At 73.8% G+C, this 17840-nt stretch carries 19 protein-coding genes; 9 read left to right on the top strand and 10 right to left on the bottom strand.

Features of this window, described 5'->3' with window-relative positions; all coding sequences use genetic code 11:
- Positions 1–426 precede the first annotated feature (426 nt).
- The 3 genes from AB0881_RS35420 (at position 427) to AB0881_RS35430 (ending at position 1596) form a co-directional block, all read left to right on the top strand.
- The gene (locus AB0881_RS35420) at positions 427–648 is read left to right on the top strand and encodes a hypothetical protein (RefSeq protein WP_366624253.1); all 222 of its coding nucleotides are present in this window, start codon (positions 427–429) and stop codon (positions 646–648) included.
- Positions 649–727: 79 nt separating this feature from the next.
- Complete coding sequence (locus AB0881_RS35425; protein WP_366624255.1) at positions 728–916, top strand: hypothetical protein; 189 nt, start codon at positions 728–730, stop codon at positions 914–916.
- Positions 917–1239: 323 nt separating this feature from the next.
- The gene (locus tag AB0881_RS35430) at positions 1240–1596 is read left to right on the top strand and encodes an STAS domain-containing protein (protein ID WP_366624257.1); all 357 of its coding nucleotides are present in this window, start codon (positions 1240–1242) and stop codon (positions 1594–1596) included.
- On the opposite strand, the gene AB0881_RS35435 is transcribed toward AB0881_RS35430, so the two are convergent.
- Positions 1593–2201, bottom strand: coding sequence for a helix-turn-helix domain-containing protein (locus tag AB0881_RS35435; protein ID WP_366624259.1), 609 nt, complete (start codon positions 2199–2201; stop codon positions 1593–1595). The genes AB0881_RS35430 and AB0881_RS35435 overlap by 4 nt on opposite strands.
- 63 nt (positions 2202–2264) lie before the next feature.
- On the opposite strand from AB0881_RS35435, the gene AB0881_RS35440 reads away from it, so the two are divergent.
- A complete protein-coding gene (locus tag AB0881_RS35440; protein ID WP_366624261.1) occupies positions 2265–3026 on the top strand; it encodes a crotonase/enoyl-CoA hydratase family protein in 762 nt (253 codons plus the stop codon).
- Here AB0881_RS35440 and bla read toward each other — a convergent pair whose 3' ends face one another.
- From bla to AB0881_RS35455, 3 genes are all read right to left on the bottom strand, one after another.
- Positions 3027–4016, bottom strand: a complete 990-nt coding sequence (bla, locus tag AB0881_RS35445; RefSeq protein ID WP_366624263.1) for a class A beta-lactamase — start codon at positions 4014–4016, stop codon at positions 3027–3029.
- A gap of 101 nt (positions 4017–4117) precedes the next feature.
- Entirely contained in the window at positions 4118–4945 is an 828-nt protein-coding gene (locus tag AB0881_RS35450) for an SDR family oxidoreductase (protein WP_366624265.1), read from the bottom strand.
- 133 nt (positions 4946–5078) lie between these two features.
- Positions 5079–6692 (bottom strand): acyl-CoA synthetase, encoded by a 1614-nt coding sequence (locus AB0881_RS35455; RefSeq protein WP_366624267.1) that lies wholly within the window; start codon positions 6690–6692, stop codon positions 5079–5081.
- A 122-nt stretch (positions 6693–6814) separates the two neighbouring features.
- On the opposite strand from AB0881_RS35455, the gene AB0881_RS35460 reads away from it, so the two are divergent.
- Together AB0881_RS35460 and AB0881_RS35465 are read left to right on the top strand one after the other, a co-directional pair.
- Entirely contained in the window at positions 6815–7642 is an 828-nt protein-coding gene (locus AB0881_RS35460) for an SDR family oxidoreductase (protein WP_366624268.1), read from the top strand.
- A 115-nt stretch (positions 7643–7757) separates the two neighbouring features.
- Complete coding sequence (locus AB0881_RS35465; RefSeq protein ID WP_366624270.1) at positions 7758–8657, top strand: tyrosine-protein phosphatase; 900 nt, start codon at positions 7758–7760, stop codon at positions 8655–8657.
- Between the two features lie 66 nt (positions 8658–8723).
- Here AB0881_RS35465 and AB0881_RS35470 read toward each other — a convergent pair whose 3' ends face one another.
- The 3 genes from AB0881_RS35470 to AB0881_RS35480 form a co-directional block, all read right to left on the bottom strand.
- Positions 8724–10304, bottom strand: coding sequence for a Scr1 family TA system antitoxin-like transcriptional regulator (locus AB0881_RS35470; RefSeq protein WP_366624272.1), 1581 nt, complete (start codon positions 10302–10304; stop codon positions 8724–8726).
- A 148-nt stretch (positions 10305–10452) separates the two neighbouring features.
- Positions 10453–11721, bottom strand: a complete 1269-nt coding sequence (locus AB0881_RS35475) for an erythromycin esterase family protein (RefSeq protein WP_366624274.1) — start codon at positions 11719–11721, stop codon at positions 10453–10455.
- Positions 11722–11920: 199 nt separating this feature from the next.
- On the bottom strand, positions 11921–12361 hold the full coding sequence (locus tag AB0881_RS35480) for a nuclear transport factor 2 family protein (RefSeq protein ID WP_366624276.1): 441 nt from the start codon (positions 12359–12361) through the stop codon (positions 11921–11923).
- A gap of 83 nt (positions 12362–12444) precedes the next feature.
- On the opposite strand from AB0881_RS35480, the gene AB0881_RS35485 reads away from it, so the two are divergent.
- Complete coding sequence (locus tag AB0881_RS35485; RefSeq protein ID WP_366624278.1) at positions 12445–13020, top strand: helix-turn-helix domain-containing protein; 576 nt, start codon at positions 12445–12447, stop codon at positions 13018–13020.
- 165 nt (positions 13021–13185) lie between these two features.
- Positions 13186–13683: an NUDIX hydrolase gene (locus tag AB0881_RS35490; protein ID WP_366624280.1), complete on the top strand. Its 498-nt coding sequence runs from the start codon at positions 13186–13188 to the stop codon at positions 13681–13683.
- A 12-nt stretch (positions 13684–13695) separates the two neighbouring features.
- Here AB0881_RS35490 and AB0881_RS35495 read toward each other — a convergent pair whose 3' ends face one another.
- The 3 genes from AB0881_RS35495 to AB0881_RS35505 are packed head-to-tail and all read right to left on the bottom strand — an operon-like array spanning position 13696 to position 16993.
- Positions 13696–14139, bottom strand: a complete 444-nt coding sequence (locus AB0881_RS35495; RefSeq protein ID WP_366624282.1) for a response regulator — start codon at positions 14137–14139, stop codon at positions 13696–13698.
- Positions 14136–15794, bottom strand: a complete 1659-nt coding sequence (locus tag AB0881_RS35500) for a CHASE3 domain-containing protein (protein ID WP_366624283.1) — start codon at positions 15792–15794, stop codon at positions 14136–14138. Before AB0881_RS35500 ends, AB0881_RS35495 begins: the two co-directional genes overlap by 4 nt.
- A complete protein-coding gene (locus AB0881_RS35505; protein WP_366624285.1) occupies positions 15794–16993 on the bottom strand; it encodes a SpoIIE family protein phosphatase in 1200 nt (399 codons plus the stop codon). Before AB0881_RS35505 ends, AB0881_RS35500 begins: the two co-directional genes overlap by 1 nt.
- 287 nt (positions 16994–17280) lie before the next feature.
- On the opposite strand from AB0881_RS35505, the gene AB0881_RS35510 reads away from it, so the two are divergent.
- A complete protein-coding gene (locus AB0881_RS35510; RefSeq protein ID WP_366624287.1) occupies positions 17281–17817 on the top strand; it encodes a DUF4240 domain-containing protein in 537 nt (178 codons plus the stop codon).
- Positions 17818–17840 lie beyond the last annotated feature (23 nt).

Raw genomic sequence — 17840 nt, forward strand, 5'->3', positions numbered from 1 at the left:
GGGAACGGGGGCCCCCCCGTTACGGGGGCGGCCCTGGGCGGGGCGCCGGGGGGGGGTGGCCCGGGGCCCTAGCGGATCCGGGCGGGGCGGCCCCCCCCCCCCCGGCCCCGCGGCGAGCGCGGGGCCCGCGGACCGGGCGGACGGTACGCCCCCACCACCCACGCACCCGTCCGCCCGGTTCCGCATCCGGATCCCGCACGAGGCGTTTCTCGATTAATGCCCGCATTGTCGGCTTATCGGCCGCGCGGCCGAGCCCGATGGACCACCACTCCCCCGTCCTCTCGCGGACGAATACGCGACCAATTCGAGTGGGACAAAAGAAGATCACGGCGGCTCGGTTAATAGGGTCGGAGAGTGCCCGGAAAAAAGGTGGCCGCTAGGTAGATCTTTTCGTTTCCGGGGCCGACTCCTGTTACCGTCAAGGGCATGAGCGACGCGACCGGAAGGCTTCGCGAGTCATGGGAGGCGGCCCGTGACGAACTGCGCCACAAGATCGCCACTATTCCGATGCAGCCGGCCGACCGGCGGGCGCTGATCCGCTCGCTCGACGCCTACCACGCGACGCTCACCGCATGGCTCCTCGGCCGGGGGGCACCCGGCCACGGCGTCTCCGACCTGCGAGACCGGAGCATCGACGGCAGACGTTGAGCACCGCGCGCCGGTCCGCCGGGGGGGTCGGACCGGCGCGCGGAACGCCCCGCGGGGGCGCACATCGGGGGGAGTGCGCATGGAGGTCCCGGCCTGCCCGAGCTGGACGGGCAAGGCGCTGCGCGAGCTGACCGCCGCGGAGATCGGCGAGCTGCTCACGCTGCTGGAAGAGCGCGACGGCGACGAACTGATCTGCCGCGTGCTGGCGCGCGAACTCGCCGACCGGACGGCCGCCGCCGACCATTCCATGGCCTGGGTCTTCGAGTGACCATTCGGGGTGGAATGACCCGGCACCGTCCCGGTGTGGGGCGAATGCATTTGCCGTGCGCCGGAATTCTATGCGCTCCGGGCCCGCTTCATGATGCCGCGAGACGGGGCGTTCTCACCGTTCGGCGGCGAATGCCGCGCCCCGCGGGACCCTCTCACGGTTCGTCATCACACCGCTCCCGTCTGTGGTGGTACGTCCATCCCTGCCAGAACTGTCCGGGAACTTGACCATTTCTTTCAGCTTTTGCTCAGGTTCGGGGTTTAAGGTCCAAGTCACGAGCGACGGCGACGGGGCCGCGGGGCCCGGGAAGGAAGTGGTCCGCGATGAGCGTCCGGGCTGCCCGCGTCCCGGAGAAGGCCGGGACCGGGGTGGTCGTCTTCCCCGCCGAGGTCGATCTCAGCAACGCCGACGACGTGCTGTCCGAGGCGCTGCGGCTGATCCGCGAGGGGGCCACCGGGATCGTCCTCGACCTCGGCGGCTGCGCCTTCTGCGACTCCAGCGGGCCCAACGTCATCTTCCGCGCCCGCGCCCGGGCCGCGGCCGCGGACATCCCGCTGGTGGTGGTGCTGCCGACGCGCGGCATCGTCCGCAAGATCTGCGACATCGCCGGGGTCACCCGCGACATCGACCACGCGACCAGCCTGGCCGCGGCCCGCGACCGGCTGGGACGCCGCCCCTAGGCGGGCTCGGCGGACGCCGCCGCTCCGGGCTGCCGCCCGGCCCACATCCGCAGCACCTCGTCCTCGATCGAGCGGTCGGCGCGCAGCACGCTGGTGAGGGCCAGCCCGCGCAGCAGGGCGAGCAGCGACTCGTACCTGATCCGTCCGCGCCGGCCCTCGGCGGCCGGGCCGGGGAACGCCTCGGCCAGCACCTCGTGCAGCGCCCGCCCGATCTCCCGCTCGGCCGGGACCAGGGCGGTACGCAGGGCGGCGTCGGTACGCGCGGCCAGCCACAGCTCCAGCCCGGCCAGGAACAGCGGGCCCGACATGACCTCGTGGAACAGGCGCAGCGCCGCCTCCGTGCGCTCCTCCCCCGCCGGCAGCCCGCCGGCCCGCGCCCGGACCTCGGCGACCTGCCGCTCGGCGATGTGGTGGACCGCGGCGACCAGCAGCTCCGCCTTGGACGCGAAGTGGTGCAGCAGCGCGCCGCGCGACACCCCGGCTCGGTCCTGGACGCCCTGGAGCGTGGTCTCGGCGTAGCCGTCCTCCACCAGGGCGGCCACCGCGGCCTCCAGCAGCGCCGCCCGGGTCCGCTCCCAGCGCTGTTGACGCGGGCGTTCCGGCACCCCACGATGGTAGCGACCAGCTGAACCGTCCAGACGGACTGTTTCTAGGAGGACGGTGCCGCGATGACCGTCGTCACCAGCCAGGACGGACCGATCACGCTGATCGGCATCGACCGGCCGGAGCGCCGCAACGCGGTCGACGGCCCGACGGCGGCGGCGCTGGCCGCGGCGTTCCGGGCGTTCGACGCCGATCCGGACGCCGGGGTCGCGGTGCTGTACGGGACGGGCGGCACCTTCTGCGCGGGCGCCGACCTGCACGCGATCGGCACCGCCGGCGGCAACCGCGCCGACCCCGACGGCGACGGGCCGATGGGGCCGACCCGGATGCGGCTGTCCAAGCCCGTGATCGCCGCGATCAGCGGCCACGCGGTGGCGGGCGGCCTGGAGCTGGCGATCTGGGCCGACCTGCGGGTGGCCGACGAGACCGCGGTCTTCGGCGTGTTCTGCCGCCGCTGGGGCGTTCCGCTGATCGACGGCGGGACCGTACGGCTCCCCCGGCTGATCGGCCGGAGCCGCGCCATGGACATGATCCTCACCGGCCGCCCCGTGGACGCCGCCGAGGCGTACGAGATCGGCCTCGCCAACCGGCTCGTGCCGGCCGGCGAGGCCCTGGAGGCGGCGCGCGAGCTGGCGGCCTCGATCGCCGCGTTCCCGCGCACCTGCCTGGTCCGCGACCGCGCCTCGGTGCTGGAGCAGGAGGGCCTGGACGAGCCCGACGCGCTGGCCAACGAGTTCCGGCACGGGCAGGTCTCGCTGGCCGTGGACGCGCTCGCCGGCGCGGCCCGCTTCGCCTCCGGAGCGGGCCGCCACGGCTCGTTCGGCTGACTAGGAGATCTTGCCCAGGCCGCGCGCCGCGATGGTCGCGGTGCGGGCGACGACCTCGTCCTCGGGGGCGATACCGGACTCGTTCCGGTGCGTGTAGACGGCGATGACGATGGGCGCGCCGCCGGACGGCGGCCAGGCGATCGCGATGTCGTTGGCACCGCCCTGGGCGGTGTCGGCGGTCCCGGTCTTGTCGCCGACCGTCCAGCCCTCCGGCAGGCCCGCCCGGATCCGCTCGTCACCGGTGGTGTTGCCCTTCAGCCATCCGTTCAGCCGCTCCCGGTCCTGCTTCACCAGGGCGTCGCCGGCGGTCAGCCGCCGCAGGTCGGAGCCGATCGCCGCCGGCAGCGTGGTGTCGCGCCGCTCGCCCGGCTTCCAGATGTTCAGGTCGGTCTCCCACCGGTCGAGCCGGGAGTGGCGGTCGCCGAGCGAGCGGAAGTAGCGGGTGAGCCCGGCCGGGCCGCCGATCTGCTTCAGCACCATGTTCCCGGCGGTGTTGTCGCTGTAGCGGATGGTGGCGTCGCACAGCTCCGTGACGGTCATCCCAGCCTCGCCGCGCCCCCCACTGATCGGCGAGTGCCGGACCTCCTCGGCGGCCTTCCAGTGCACGCGCCGTTCCATCAGGCCGGGGTCGGTGCGGCGGGCCTTGTCCAGGACCGCGCCGCACGCGATGGCCTTGAACGTCGACAGCAGCGGGAACCGCTCGTGGCCGCGGTACGAGACCTTCGCCCCCGTGCCGGTGTCGACCGCGTACATGCCGATGCGCCCCTTGTAGGACGCCTCCAGCCGCCGCAGCTCCTGCTGGACCTGGTCCTGGCGGACGGGCGCCGTGCTCTGGGGCGCCGCCACCTGCGCGGCGGGCGCCTCGGCCCCCGCCCCGCAGGCGGCCGCCCCGCCGAACAGCGTGGCCGCCGCCAGGGCCGCGAGTCCCGCCCTCGCGAGCCGGCCCTGCCGCCGGTCGCCGAGCGGCCGGTCCCCGTGAACGTCGCGCATCTCGATCCTCTCTTCGCGTGATCTTCACGGCAGAGCAGACCAGACGCCCGCACCTCGCGTCCAATATTGATATGGGTCGTCGTTTCATATGAGTGGCGATATCACTCCTGCTCACGCCATTCGGCGGTGCCCAGGGACTCGGCCGCCTGCGGTCCCATGAACGTCAGCCCGCCGTCCACGAACAGCGTCGTGCCGGTGATGTACGACGCGCCCGCCCCGCACAGGAACGCGATCGACGCCGCCACCTCGCGGGCGTCGCCGGGCCGTGCCAGCGGGTAGCCGGGGCGGCTGTCCGGCTCCGGCGGCTCGTCGTCCTGCCCGGTCATCGGCGTCGCGATCTCCCCCGGCGCGACCGTGTTGACGGTGATCCCGTACCGGGACAGCTCCAGCGCCAGCACCCGCGACAGCATCCGCAGGCCGCCCTTGGCCGCGCAGTAGGGCCCGGCGCCCAGCAGCGGGTACTCCTCGTGGACGCTGGTCACGTTCACGATGCGGCCGCCCGCCGCCCGGCCGATCATCCGCCGGGCGGCCCGCTGCGCGCACAGGAACGCCCCGTCCAGGTCGACGGCCAGCACCGTCCGCCACTCGCGGTAGTCCATGTCGACCAGCGGCCGGGCGCTGCCGGTGCCGGCGTTGTTGACCATCACCCCGAGCCCGCCCAGTTCCTCGGCCAGCTCGTCCACCACTCCCGCGGCGGCCTCCGGATCGGTCAGGTCGTGCCGGCGGACGGCGGCCCGCCGGCCGTGCCCGCGCACCTCCTCCGCGGTCCGCCCGGCGCCCTCCTCGTCCCGGTGGTAGGTGATCCCGACGTCGAACCCCTGCTCGGCCAGCAGCGCGGCGGTCGCCCGCCCGATGCCGGAGTCCGCCCCGGTGATGACGGCCACCCGGTCGTACCCGGTCCGCTGAACGGCCCCCCGTGTCTCGGTCATAGCCGCGCCCTTCCCCGTCCCGGGCGCTGGAATCCACCCGAGCGGCCGGGCCACCGGCAAGGAACGCGAGGAGCGTCCGAACGGCGGCGACGGCTCGCGAGTTCGGCGAGTGTGGCGGGGGTCTTCCTGCCCGTTACGCCTCTGGGGCCAGGACGCGCTTGGCCCAGCGGTAGTCGGCCTTGCCGCTGGGCGAGCGCACGACGGACTCGGTGAACGCGATCGCCGCCGGGATCTTGTAGCCGGCCAGCTGCTCGCGGCAGTGCGCGCGCAGGTCGTCGGCCGAGGGCGGCGGGACGGCGCCGGGGCGCAGTTCCACGACGGCGGCGACGCGCTCGCCGAACCGCTCGTCGGGGACGCCCGCGACCAGCGCGTCCATCACGGCCGGGTGCGACTTGAGTGCCTGCTCGACTTCCTCGGGGAACACCTTCTCGCCGCCGGTGTTGATGCACCCCGAGCCGCGGCCCAGGACGACGATCGTGCCGTCCGCCTCGATCCGCGCCATGTCGCCGAGGATCGACCAGCGCGTGCCGTCGATGACGGGGAACGTGCGGGCGGTCTTCTCCGGGTCGTTGTGGTAGCCGAGGGGGACGTGGCCGGTGCGCGCCACGTACCCGGTCTCGTCCGAGCCGGGCGCGATCGGCCGCATCGCGGCGTCCACCACGGTGACGCGCGGGCCGGCGGCCAGCCGCATCAGGCCGTCCGAGCCGACGGTGATCGTCCCGTCGACGCCCGACTCCGAGGCGCCGAACCCGTTGTTGATGAAGATCCCCGGCCGCAGCTCGGCGAACTCCTCCTGCACGCTGCGCGACAGGATGGCCCCGCCCGAGCCGAGCACCGTCCACGAGCTCAGGTCGTACTCGGATCCGTGCGCGCGGACGGCGTCGGCCAGCGGGCGCGCGATGGCGTCGCCGACGACGGTCACCACCAGGGGCTTCTCGCGGTCGAGGAGGCGGAGGGTCTCGACCGGGTCGTACCGGCGCATCAGGATCGTGCTCGCCCCGGTGAACAGCGCCGTCAGCAGGTTGTACGCGGCCGCGCCGTGCATCAGCGGCGCGGTGATCAGGTAGCCGATCGGCGGGGCCTCCCGCGCGGCGGCGGCCAGCGCACCGGCGGTCAGGTGCGGGTCGCCGAAGTGGTTCCCGCCGCGCAGGGCGGCCATGTAGAAGTCCTCGTGCCGCCAGATGACGCCCTTGGGCGGGCCGGTGGTCCCGCCGGTGTAGATGATGTAGCGGTCGTCGGGGCTCCGCTCGCCGGCGTCGGGCGGGAGCGCCTCGGTGCCGGGTTCGTGGCCGGTGACGGCGACGCGGTCCGGCCAGGACGCCGCCCCGCCCGCACCGCCCGCCCCGTCTCCGCCGCGTACGACCGTAACGTGTTCCAGCTCGGGGCAGCGGTCCGCGACCCGCGCCGCCGCCGGGGCGAACTCCGCGTCGACGACCAGCGCCACCAGGTTCGCGTCGGTGTAGAGGTAGTGCAGCTCCCGGTCGGTGTAGCGGTAGTTGATGTTCACCGGGACCGCGCGGATCTTCAGCACGGCCAGCAGCGCCTCGACGAACTCGACCCCGTTCATCATGTGCAGCCCGACGTGCGCGCCGGGCTCGACGCCGCCCGCCCGCAGCCGGTGCGCCAGCGCGTTGGCGCGCCCGTCCAGCCGCGCGTAGGTCAGCCGGTCGTCACCGCAGACCAGGGCCGTGCGGTCGGGCACGGCGGCGGCCACGGCCTCGTAGAGGCTCGCGAGGTTCAGCGTCATGGACGCGAAAGTAGAACGTGTTCTGACCAGCGGCTCCGGGCCGTCCCACTCATCGGGAGGGGCCGACCGGAACGGGCCGCGCGGCGGTGTCATCGAGGCAGCCGAGACAGAGACGAGGTCCGATGACATCCACTCCGGTGGCCCTGGTGACCGGCGCCAGCCGCGGGATCGGCCGGCGTACGGCGCTGGCCCTGGCCGGCGCGGGCTACGACGTCGCGTTCACCGCCCGTACCGCCGAGGAGGGCGAGGGCCGCATCCCCGCCCGGCACGGCGCCGGGTCGGTCGCGGTCCCCGGCAGCCTCAGCACGACCCGGGCCGAGATCGAGGCGCTCGGCGCGCGGGCGCTGCCGGTGCGGATGGACCTGCTCGACCGGGCGAGCGTGACGGCGGCGGCCGGGACCGTGGAACGCGAATGGGGCCGTATCGACCTGCTGGTCAACAACGCCGTGGCGCACGTCGCCGGCAACCACGACCGCCTCCTCGACCTCGACCTGGACGTGGCGGCCCGCACCGTCACCGGCAACTACCTGCACCAGATCGCGCTGCTCCAGGCCGTGCTCCCGGGGATGCTGGAACGGGGCGGCGGCACGATCGTCAACCTGTGCTCCGGCTCGGCGACCACCGACCCGCCCGCGCCGCCCGGCGAGGGCGGCTGGGGCGTCGCCTACTCCGCGTCCAAGGCCGCCTTCGGCCGCCTCGCCGGCGCCGTCAACGCCGAGTTCCGCGGCCGCGGCGTCCGCGCGTTCAACCTCGATCCCGGCTTCGTGATCACCGAGGCGGGCGCCGCGCGCGGCGGCACCGGCGCGATCGCGGGAAGGGGCTTCGAGCCGACCCCGGAGGAGGCGCCCGCGGCGGCGGTCGTCTGGCTCGCGTCCTCGCCCGACGCGGACGCGCTCCTCGGCAAGGTGATCTGGACGCCCAAGCTGGTGCGCGAGCGCGGCCTGCTCTGACGTCGCCGGAGGGCGGGGCCGTCGCCCTCCCGCTCACCGGGATGGCCCGCTGTGGCACGGATGTGAGCCCCCTTACATTTCGGGCACTCCACCCACCCCCCCTTCAGGAGCCCGAATGCGCCTGCTGCCCACCCTCACCGCCGCCGCGCTGACCGCCGCGCTGGTCACCGCCCCCGCGGCGCACGCCGCGCCGCCCGCGCCGGCCGCCGCCCGGCAGGTCCAGGCCCCGGCCGACCTGCTCCAGGGCACGGCCAACTTCCGCGACCTGGGCGGGTACCGGACGTTCCACGGCTTCCGCGTCGAGAACGGGCTCGTCTACCGTGCCGACGCGCTCAACCACGCCACCGACGCCGACCTGGAGACGCTCGCCGGCCTCGGCGTCCGGCGGGTCGTCGACTTCCGCACGCCGCTGGAGGTCAGCACCGACGGCGCCGACCGGCTGCCCGCCGGGCTGGAGTCCACGGCCCGGCCGGTCAGCGACACCGGCATGTTCGAGGAACTGATGGGCGCCATCGCGTCCAAGGACCCGGCCCGGCAGGAGGCCGTCCTCGGCGGCGGGCGCGGTGAGGAGATCATGCGGGGGCTCTACCGGAGCTTCGTCACCGACCCCGAGTCGCGCGCGATGTTCGGCCGCACGCTCCGCGACCTGGCGGACCGTTCGGCGACCCCGCTGGTGTTCCACTGCACCAGCGGCAAGGACCGCACCGGCTGGCTGAGCTACGTCCTCCTGGAGGCCCTCGGCGTCCCGCACCGCACCGCCCAGCGCGACTTCCTGCTGTCCAACGACTACCGCCGCGCGGCCGACGCCGCCGCCCGCGAGCGGCTGCGGGCCGCCGGCTACATGCGGAACCCCGACCTGCTCATCCCGATGCAGGAGGTGCGGGCCGACTACCTCGCGGCGTCCCTCGACCAGGTCCGGCGCTCGTACGGCTCGCTCGACCGCTACCTGCGGTACGGCCTGGGCGTCGACCCGCGTACCCAGGCCCGCCTGCGCCACCACCTGCTCACCCGCTGACGGGCGGCCCGGCGAAGGCGGCCTTCCCGGCCCCCGGGTTCCCGGCCTGCCGGGCCGTACGTACGGTCATGCCCGCTTTGTCCCGGCTCGGCGGGAGCGGCCGGCGGCCGGGGGCGGGGTGCCGAAGCGCACGACGAGCGCGCCGGCCTCGTCGTCCGGCCGCCCCGACACGTGCAGCAGGAGATCCGCCAGCAGGCCGTCCAGCAGCATGTCCGGATCGTCGCGCAGGCGCTCCGCCACCCGGTCGGCGAGCGGGAACGTTCCGCCGCCGGCGTCGCGCGCGCCGGTCAGGCCGTTCGAGCAGATCAGGAGCCGGTCGCCGGGGGCGAGCCGGACCTCCGCCGCCTCGCACGAGCCGTCCCCGAGGTCCAGCAGGCCGAGCGGCGGGACGACCGGCAGCGGCGCCACCGGCCGCACCCGCCCGTCGCTCAGCAGCAGCGGTGCCGGATGGCCGCAGCACACCAGCTCCAGCCGGCCGTCCTCGCCGACCGAGGCCAGCAGCGCCGTGACGGGGTGGCCGGCCCTTTCGGGATGCGACAGCACCCCGTCCAGCCGCTCGGCGATGCCGGGGAGCGTCGGCTCGTGCGCGGCGACGTCCCGGAACGCCGCCACCACGTCCGCGGTCGCCCGCTCCGCGTCCGGCCCCTTCCCCAGGGCGTCGGCCATGAGGATCCGGATCCCGAACGGCGTGTCCACGACCGCCCGCGCGTCGCCGCCGCCGCGCGCCCGTTCGGCGACCGGCAGGTGGCGGCTCCTAACCCGCACCCCGGCCCGCTCCGGCCCCGCCGGGCCCAGCATGTCGATCAGCAGGTCGCGGGACCGGTCCGGCGACTCGCTGGTGAGCGACAGCCGCTCCATCACTCGCAGATGCCGGTCAAGATCGTCGATCTTCTCCAGGTAGACCGCGCCGACGAGGTTCTCCAGGTACGCCACGTCGGGCACCCCCGGATCGGGGAACCGCAGGATGCTGAACGCCCCGCCCTCCGCCGCGTGCGCGCCGAACCGGAACGGCATCACCTGGACGGTCACGTTCGGCAGCCGGGACAGGGCGAGCAGGTACTCCAGCTGCTCCCGCATCACCTCGACCCCGCCGAGGGGCCGGCGCAGCGCCGCCTCGTCGATGACCGTCCACAGCCGCAGCGCCCGCGGCCCCCACAGCCGCCGCTGCCGCCGCATCCGCAGCTCTACCCGGCGCTCGATCTCCGCGTCCGGCGCGTCCGGATGGCCCAGCCGGAACACGGCGCGCGCGTACTCGGGCGTCTGCACGATCCCGGGCACGAACTGGATCTCGTACGTCCGGATGAGCGACGCCGCCTCCTCCAGCCCCAGGTACGTCTGGAACCAGTGCGGCAGCAGGTCGTTGTGCCGGTGCCACCAGCCGGGGACGTTGCTCTCCCGCGCCCAGCGCAGCAGCGTCTCCCGCGGCGTGCCGGCCTGGACGCCGTACAGCGTGAGGAGATCGGCCACGTCGCGCTCCTTGAACCCGACGCGGCCCAGCTCCAGCCGGCTGATCTTGGACTCGGAGGCGCGGATCGCGTACCCGGCCTCCTGCCGGCTCACCCCGGCGGCCTCCCGCAGCCGCCGCAGCTCGCCGCCGAGCACCAGCCGCCGCACCGTCGAGCCCGGGACCCGGTCCTCGACGGCCACGAGGCCTCCCTCATCGTCCGCGCCGGCTTCCCCGGCCGCGCTGTCACCGGGCGCCATGGCCGGAAGTGTGCCACCGTTGGTTGAACCTTCAAGGCAGTTGGCCGGATTGCGCCATTAAGGACGCCGTATCGCGCCTTGACAGGAGTGTTCAAACTCCGGACGGGACGGTCTCCATCTCGTCGTACCGGACGGCCGCCTCCATGTGCAGCGGCTCCAGGGCGGAGGTGCGGCGGAACCAGCACAGGGCGTCGTACCGGTCGGCGAGCCTGGTCGGCACGTAGTTGCGGCGGTCGCGCGTCGGGTCGTACACGACGCCGATGGCGCGGTGGCCCCGCGTCCCGCCGAACCAGTCCGCCGCCGGCCGGTCGGCGAAGACGAACAGGCCGCTGTCCACGCCGGACGCCTCCAGCATCGCCTCGGCCGAGTCCGGCGGCGGTCCCGGCACCGTCATCCGCTCCATCGGGTCGCCCCAGCGCGGCGCCGCGATCACCTCGCCGTGCCCGCCGGCGAAGCCGACCGCGACGACCCGGTCGCGGCCCATCCGCTCCCGCGCCAGCTGCCCGAGGTTGACCATCCCGCTCGCCGCCATGCTCGTCGCGCGCGCGTCGCCGATATGGGTGTTGTGGGCCCAGACCACCCCCCGCGCGCCGGGCCCGTGGAAGTCCAGCAGCCGGTCCAGGGTGTCGGCCATGTGCGTGTCCCGGAGGTTCCACGCGTCCGGGCCGCCGCCGAGCATGGCCCGGTAGTACCGTTCGGCGCCCGCGGCCACCTCGGCGTTCTGCCGGGCGTTCAGGTCCCCGGCCGGGTCGGCGCCGCCCGTGCGCCGCAGCCGGGTGAGCAGGGCCAGCACCTCCTCCTCGCAGCCGCCGGGGACCAGCCGGTTCCAGGCGTACGACCGCGGGTCCTCGCCGTAGGGCTGGAAGCAGCGGTAGGCGTCCAGCGCGGTCTCCACGTACTCGGGCCGGTGGTCGGCCAGGTGGGTGATGATCGCGCGCAGCGAGTCCCAGAGCGAGTAGACGTCCAGCCCGTAGAAGCCGACCTCCGGGCCGTCGTTGTGGTCGCGCAGCCAGCGGCAGAAGTTCACCGTCTCCTGGTTGGCCCACATCCAGGTGGGCCAGCGGCGGTAGCCGTCCAGCACCGCCCCCGGATCCGCCGGGGCGCCCTCGGCCCTGGTCACGCTGGCGTTCACGGCCCAGCAGTCGGGCCAGTCGCCCTCCACCGCGACGAACGAGAACCCGCGCTCGGTGATCAGCCTCTTCGTCAGCGCCGCCCGCCACGCGTAGTACTCGTGCGTCCCGTGACTCGCCTCGCCCAGGAGGACGCAGCGCGCGTCCCCGATCCGCTCCATCAGCGGATCGAGGTCCTCCAGGTACTCGAGCGGGAGCGCGGACTCCCGTACCGCGTCGGCGTCGCTCACCGCTCCCCCTCGGACCGCTCGTCCTCGTGCGCGTGGCTGCCCGAACCCGGCATCCACCTCACCCCCTACGGCGTATGCCCTTCCTACGCCGCGTTCCCCCTGATTAGCCCCTGATACCTCCAAACCACCATCCTTTGCCCCCGATTGGCCGACCCCTCCGCCCCCGCCGCGACGCGGCCGGAACGGCCGGCCGCCCGGATCAGACGGCCTGGCGAGTCAGGGCCTCGGTGATCGCGGGGATGTCCTGGTATTCGCGCCAGTGCACGATCAGGCCGTCGCGGACCCGCAGCACGGCGATGCAGGTCACCGATGACCGCACGCCGGTGGCGATGACCGTTCCGGACAGCTCGTACTCGACGACGATGGCCTCAGGGTCGTCGGTGCGGTAGGTGGCCAGCTCGCGGAACCGCTCGAAGCTCACCAGCAGTCCCGCGCCACCGGTCCCGTAATACGACAGCCACTCCTCACGGCCCTCGTAGCGCCGCGTGCCCGGGGCGAACGGCGTCTCGACCACGCAGTCCTCCGCCAGCAAGTCGGCCGGCAGCAGCGTCGCACCGGCGCCCTCCCCGTTCAGAACCGCCTCCTGCATGCGCCGGTAGATCGCGAGCGGGCCCGCCGCGCCGGTCGTCGATGGGGTCATGGCCGTACCTCCGGAACTAAGATGAGTAGGACTCAGGATCCAACATAATGAGTCGCACTCACTTTGTCGACGAGAGGGAGCCGATGGACCGAGACGGTGGACGGGCGGTGCGCGCCGACGCCCGCCGCAACCGGGTGCGCATCCTGGAGGCGGCCGAGGCCGTGTTCGCCGAGCAGGGCGCGTCGGCCTCGACCGGGGCGGTGGCCGAGCGGGCCGGCGTCGCGATCGGCACCGTGTTCCGGCACTTCCCGACCAAGCCCGAACTCCTCCAGGCCGTGGTGATGAACCTGCTGGACCGGCTCATCTCCGAAGTCGACGCGCTCGTCGACGACCCGGAGGCCGGGACCGCGCTCTTCGACCTCTGCGCCCGCGTCATGGCGATCAGCACCCGCAACAGGGCGCTGTTCGAGCGCCTGGCCGAGACCGGCACCCGCGTCCACGTCGGCGACGCCCTGGCGCGCCTCCGGCCGGCCGTCGACCTGCTGCTGGAACGCGCCCGGCGGGCGGGCGCCGTCCGCGACGACCTGCGCCCCGACGAGCTGGTGGCGCTGCTCTCCGCGATCTGCCAGGAAGCGATGACCGACGAGTGGAGCGAGCACTTCCGCCATCGCGCGCTGACCATCCTCTTCGACGGGATGCGACCGCCCGCCGCACACTGAACGAACCGCGGGGCCCTCCGGCAGGCGCCCAGCCGCCGGTACGGGCCTCCTCCCCTGGAGGGAGCGGACATCTCGCCGGCGAACCTCTGGACCATCTCTTCGAGGTGCGCAAAGCTGCGGGACGTCGCTGCCGTCCTTTGTGGGGGGATCTTTGTGGGGGGATCGTTGAGCTGGCTTCCGGTCGAGGAGTACGTGCGGACCCTGCCGAGCGCGACCATGTACGCGGCGCTGTACTTCACCGACCGGAACGGTGACCCGCTGGCGTTGCGGTCGGCTCAGAAGGCCGAGGCATGGCAGCTTCCGGGCGGCAACGTCGACCATGGTGACGCGACACCGTTCGCGGCGGCGGTACGGGAGTGCCGGGAGGAGACGGGGATCGCGTTCACCGGGTCCCCCTCGCTGCTGCTGACGCACTTCCTGGGGCCCGGCTCGGGGTGGCCGTGCGCCAAGGTGGGGTTCGTCTTCGACGGCGGCGTGCTCGGCGCCGAGGAACTCGATCGGATCGTCCTCGACCCCGCCGAGCACTCCGGCTGGCTCGTCCAGCCGCTGCCGGAGTGGGAGAAGACGATGAGTCCTCGGCTGTTCACCCGTCTCACGGCACTGGCCGAGGCCCGCGGAACGGGCCGCGCCGCCCTGCTCACCGAGCCCGGCGCCGTGATGTAGCCGTCCGGCGGGTCAGGGGCGGGACGGCAGGCGCACGACCGTGACGAAGAAGTCGTCGATCTGGCGGATCGCGGCGATGAACTGCTCGAAGTCGACCGGCTTGGTGACGTAGGCGTTGGCGTGCAGCCGGTAGCTGCGCAGGATGTCCTCCTCCGCGGAGGACGTGGTCAGCACGACGACCGGGATGGAGGCCAGCTCCTCGTCGTTCTTGATCTCCTCCAGGACCTGGCGGCCGTCGTATTTGGGGAGGTTGAGGTCCAGCAGGATCAGGTCGGGACGGGACGCGCCGGCATGGTCGCCGCGGCGGTAGAGGAAGTCGAGCGCCTCCAGGCCGTCGCGGACCACGTGCAGGACGTTGCCGACCTTGTTCTCCTCGAACGCCTCGCGCGTCATCAGCTCGTCACCGGGGTCGTCCTCGACCAGGAGCACCTCGATGGGACGGGCGGGATCGGTCATTTCTCGGCTCCCTCGGGGACATCGGCGCCGGCGGGCGTCTCGGGCTCGGCGGCCACGGCGCGGGGCAGGAAGAAGCGGATGCCCGTGCCCTCGTCCCGGTCGCCGGTGTCCAGCCAGATCCGCCCGCCGTAGTTCTCAACGATCTTCTTGCAGAGTGCCAGCCCGATGCCGGTGCCGGTGTAGGCCTCGCGGTTGTGCAGGCGCTGGAAGATGACGAAGATCTTGTCGGCGAACTCGGGCGGCACCCCGATCCCGTTGTCGGTGACCGACAGCTCCCAGCCCTCGGCGGTCTCCTCGCAGCCGATCCGCACGACGGGGGCGCGGTCGGGCGCGCGGAACTTCACGGCGTTGCCGACCAGGTTCTGCCACAGCATGGTGAGCAGGCTCATGTCCCCGTCGATCACGGGCAGCCGCTCGGGACGCTCGACCCGCGCGCCGGCCTCCTCGATCGTCCCCTGGAGGTTCGCCAGCGCCTTGTCCAGCGGCTCCGCGAGGTCGAGCGGGCGGCGCTCGTCGTAGAGGCGGCCGACCCGGGAGAACGTCAGCAGGTCGTTGATCAGCACCTGCATGCGCTTGGCGCCGTCCACGGCGAAGTCGATGTACTGGTTACCGCGCTCGTCGAGCTTGTCCTGGTAGCGGCGCTGGAGGAGCTGGCAGAACGAGGCCACCTTCCGCAGCGGCTCCTGCAGGTCGTGGCTGGCCACGTAGGCGAACTGCTCCAGCTCGGAGTTGGAGCGGCGCAGCTCCTCGGTCTGCGCGTCCAGCTCCGAGTTGGAACGGCGCAGCTCCTCGGTCTGGGAGTCCAGCTCGGCGGTCCGCCGTTCCAGCTCCCCGGCGCGCTCGGTGGACCGTGCGAGCTCGCGGACGACGCGGTGCCTCATCGCCTCCACGTCGGCGGCCACGGCGCGCAGGTCGGCCGGTCCGCGGGGGGTGATGACGTGCTCGAAGTCGCCGTCGGCCACCTGGCGGGAGGAGCGGCTCAGCGCCGCGAGCGGGCGGCCCACGGCGATGTGCAGGACGATCGCCACGAGCACCGCGGCGAGCAGCATCGCCGCCAGCATCGCGGCGAACGCGGCGTCGCGGACCTTCTGGTCGTGCTCGACCTCGGCCCGGCCCTGCGCGACCATGCGGTCCAGTTCGCGCCCCCCCTCGGTCCACGCGGCGCGGACGTGGTCGAAGCGCGCCTTGCCGTCGCGCACCTCGGCGCCCTCGACCGCCTCCGGGCCGCGCTCGCGCACCCGCTCGATCACCGGCTGGGCGTAGGCGGCGCGCCAGGCGGCGGCCAGGCCGGTGAGGCGGGTCAGGTCCGCGGCGGCCTCCGGCTCGTCCCGCACCAGCCGGGCCAGCCGGGTCGCGGCCTCCCGCTCGGCCCGGACCCCGCGCTCGTAGGGGTCCAGGAAGGTCTCGTCACCGGCGAGCACGAAGCCGCGCACGCCGGTCTCCTGGTCGACCAGCGCGGCCTGGAGCCGGTACGCCTCGGTGCGGGCGGGCGAGAGCCCGTTCACCACCCGGTCGACGGCCGCGCTCGTGCGGTTCAGCAGCGTGTACCCCACGGCACCCGAGGCCACCACCAGCAGGCCCACCAGGCCGATCACCAGCATCAGCCACTGCTGCACCGTGAGGCCGCCGCCGCGCTTCGTCCGCGTCGCCGTCATCATCCCTTCCATCCGAGGCCGATCACGGCGACGTCGTCGCCGAGCCCGCCGTATCCGGCCGACGCCTCCTCGGCCTCGGTGATCAGAAAGTCCACGAAGGGCGCGGCGTCCAGGCCCTTGCCGCGCTCCGCCAGCCGCAGCAGGCCGTCCAGGTCGAGCCGCCGGCCCCCGGGCCCGGTCTCGCCCTCGAACAGCCCGTCGGTGAACAGCACCAGTTCGGTTCCCGGCGCCAGCGGGAGGTCGTCCTCCCGCCAGTCGTCCATGCCGGGCAGGAGGCCCAGCGCCATCCCGCCCTTGGTCTCGACGAGCCGCGCGGCGCCGCCGGGCCCGCGCACGATCATGGCCGGATGCCCCGCCCGCAGCACCTTCGCGGTCCGCCGGTCGGGCGTGAGCGTCAGGCTGGTCAGCGTGACGAAGGTCTCCTCGTCGTCCCGTTCGGCCATAAGCAGCTGCTCCAGCAGCGCGAGCAGCCGCGGCCCGCGCGCCCCGGCCAGCACGAAGGAGCGCCAGGCCACCCGGAGGCAGACGCCCAGCGCCGCCTCGACCGCGCCGTGGCCCGCCACGTCCCCGATCACCGCGTGCACGCCGTCGGCCGTCTCGACCACGTCGTAGAAGTCGCCGCCGAGCAGCGAGGCCGCGCGGCCGGGCCGGTAGCGGGCGACCACCGAGACCTCGTCGGACGACAGCAGCGGGCTCGGCAGCAGCCCCCGTTCCAGCCGGGCGTTCTCCTCCGCCCGCAGCCGGCCCGCCTGCAGCGCGGCCCCGGCGGTCTCGGTCTGCTTGCGCTGGACGGCGTAGCGGATCGCCCGGCCGAGCCACTCCGGCTCCAGCTGCCCCTTGACCAGGTAGTCCTGCGCGCCCGCCGTGACCGCCGCGAGTCCGGCCTCGGCCTCGGCGAGCCCGGTCAGGACGATCACCGCGGCCTCCGGCGCCTCGGCCAGCACGACCCTGAGCGCGTCCAGCCCCTGCGCGTCGGGCAGGTGCAGGTCGAGGAGGACGCAGCGGGAGCGCCCGCCGCCGGCCAGTTCCGCGCGCGCCTCCTCCAGCGAGCGCACCCATGTGAGCCGGTTGGGCACGTTCCCGTCGATCAGCAGTTCCTCTACCAGGAGCGCGTCGCCCGCGTCGTCCTCCACCAGGAGCAGCTCGATCGACGCCGCTCCGTCGCCCGCGACCGCCGGCGGCTCCGCCGCCTCGCCCACGGGTGAGGTCGGTCCCCCGGCCGTCCCGGAAAAGACCAAGTCGCCACCCATCTACTCGTCGCCCACGGCGTCCAGCGGGGAAGAATACTTGGCCCGGAGCAACTGACGCTACGTGTTCGAGGCCGCTCGCTCCGGAGCCCGTTTCCCCGCCGCCTAAGATTGCCATATGGCAAATACCGTCTGAACCGGGGGTGTCCGCCGCGCCCGGACCGGCCCGGACTGTCGGTGCCCTCTGCTTTGGTGTTCGGCACTGGAGAGCGGGACCTGCGGGAGAGGGAGCGGCGGACGTGAACGATCAGCGACTGGACGGCGAGGAGCGCTTCTGGGCGCTGCTGGAGGCGGCGTGGGCGCCGCTGGGCGACGAGGTCGGGCGGGCGCGGCGGGAGCTCGCGCGGCGGGACCCCGAGAGTGACGAGGTTCTGTACGGCGAGCCGCCCCTGTCCGTCGTGGAGGGCGCACTGAAGGGCTTCCTGGACAATCTGACCGCCGCGGGCCGGGAGCTGCCCGCCGAGGAGCTGGCCGAGTTCGACCGGATCGCCGAGCGCAAGCTGTACGACATCGACAGCGCCGAGCTGCACGCGGTGACCGACGGCTCCGACGACGGCTTCCTGTACGCGCGCGGCTTCGTCGTGGCGCTCGGCCGCGAGTTCTACACCGCGGTCGCCCGCGACGCGCGCGTCGCGGTGCCGGACGCCTGGTGCGAGCGGATGTGCTACCTCTTCGCGCACCTGTACGACGAGCGGTTCGGGGGCTTCCCGAGCACCGGGTCGGGGATCTCCCGCGAGTCGTTCTCCAACCCGCTCGGCTGGGCCGCCTCGACCTGACGGGCGGGGCCGTCCGCCCCGGG

The sequence above is a fragment of the Spirillospora sp. NPDC029432 genome, from assembly GCF_040703975.1.
Taxonomy (GTDB): Bacteria; Actinomycetota; Actinomycetes; order Streptosporangiales; family Streptosporangiaceae; genus Spirillospora.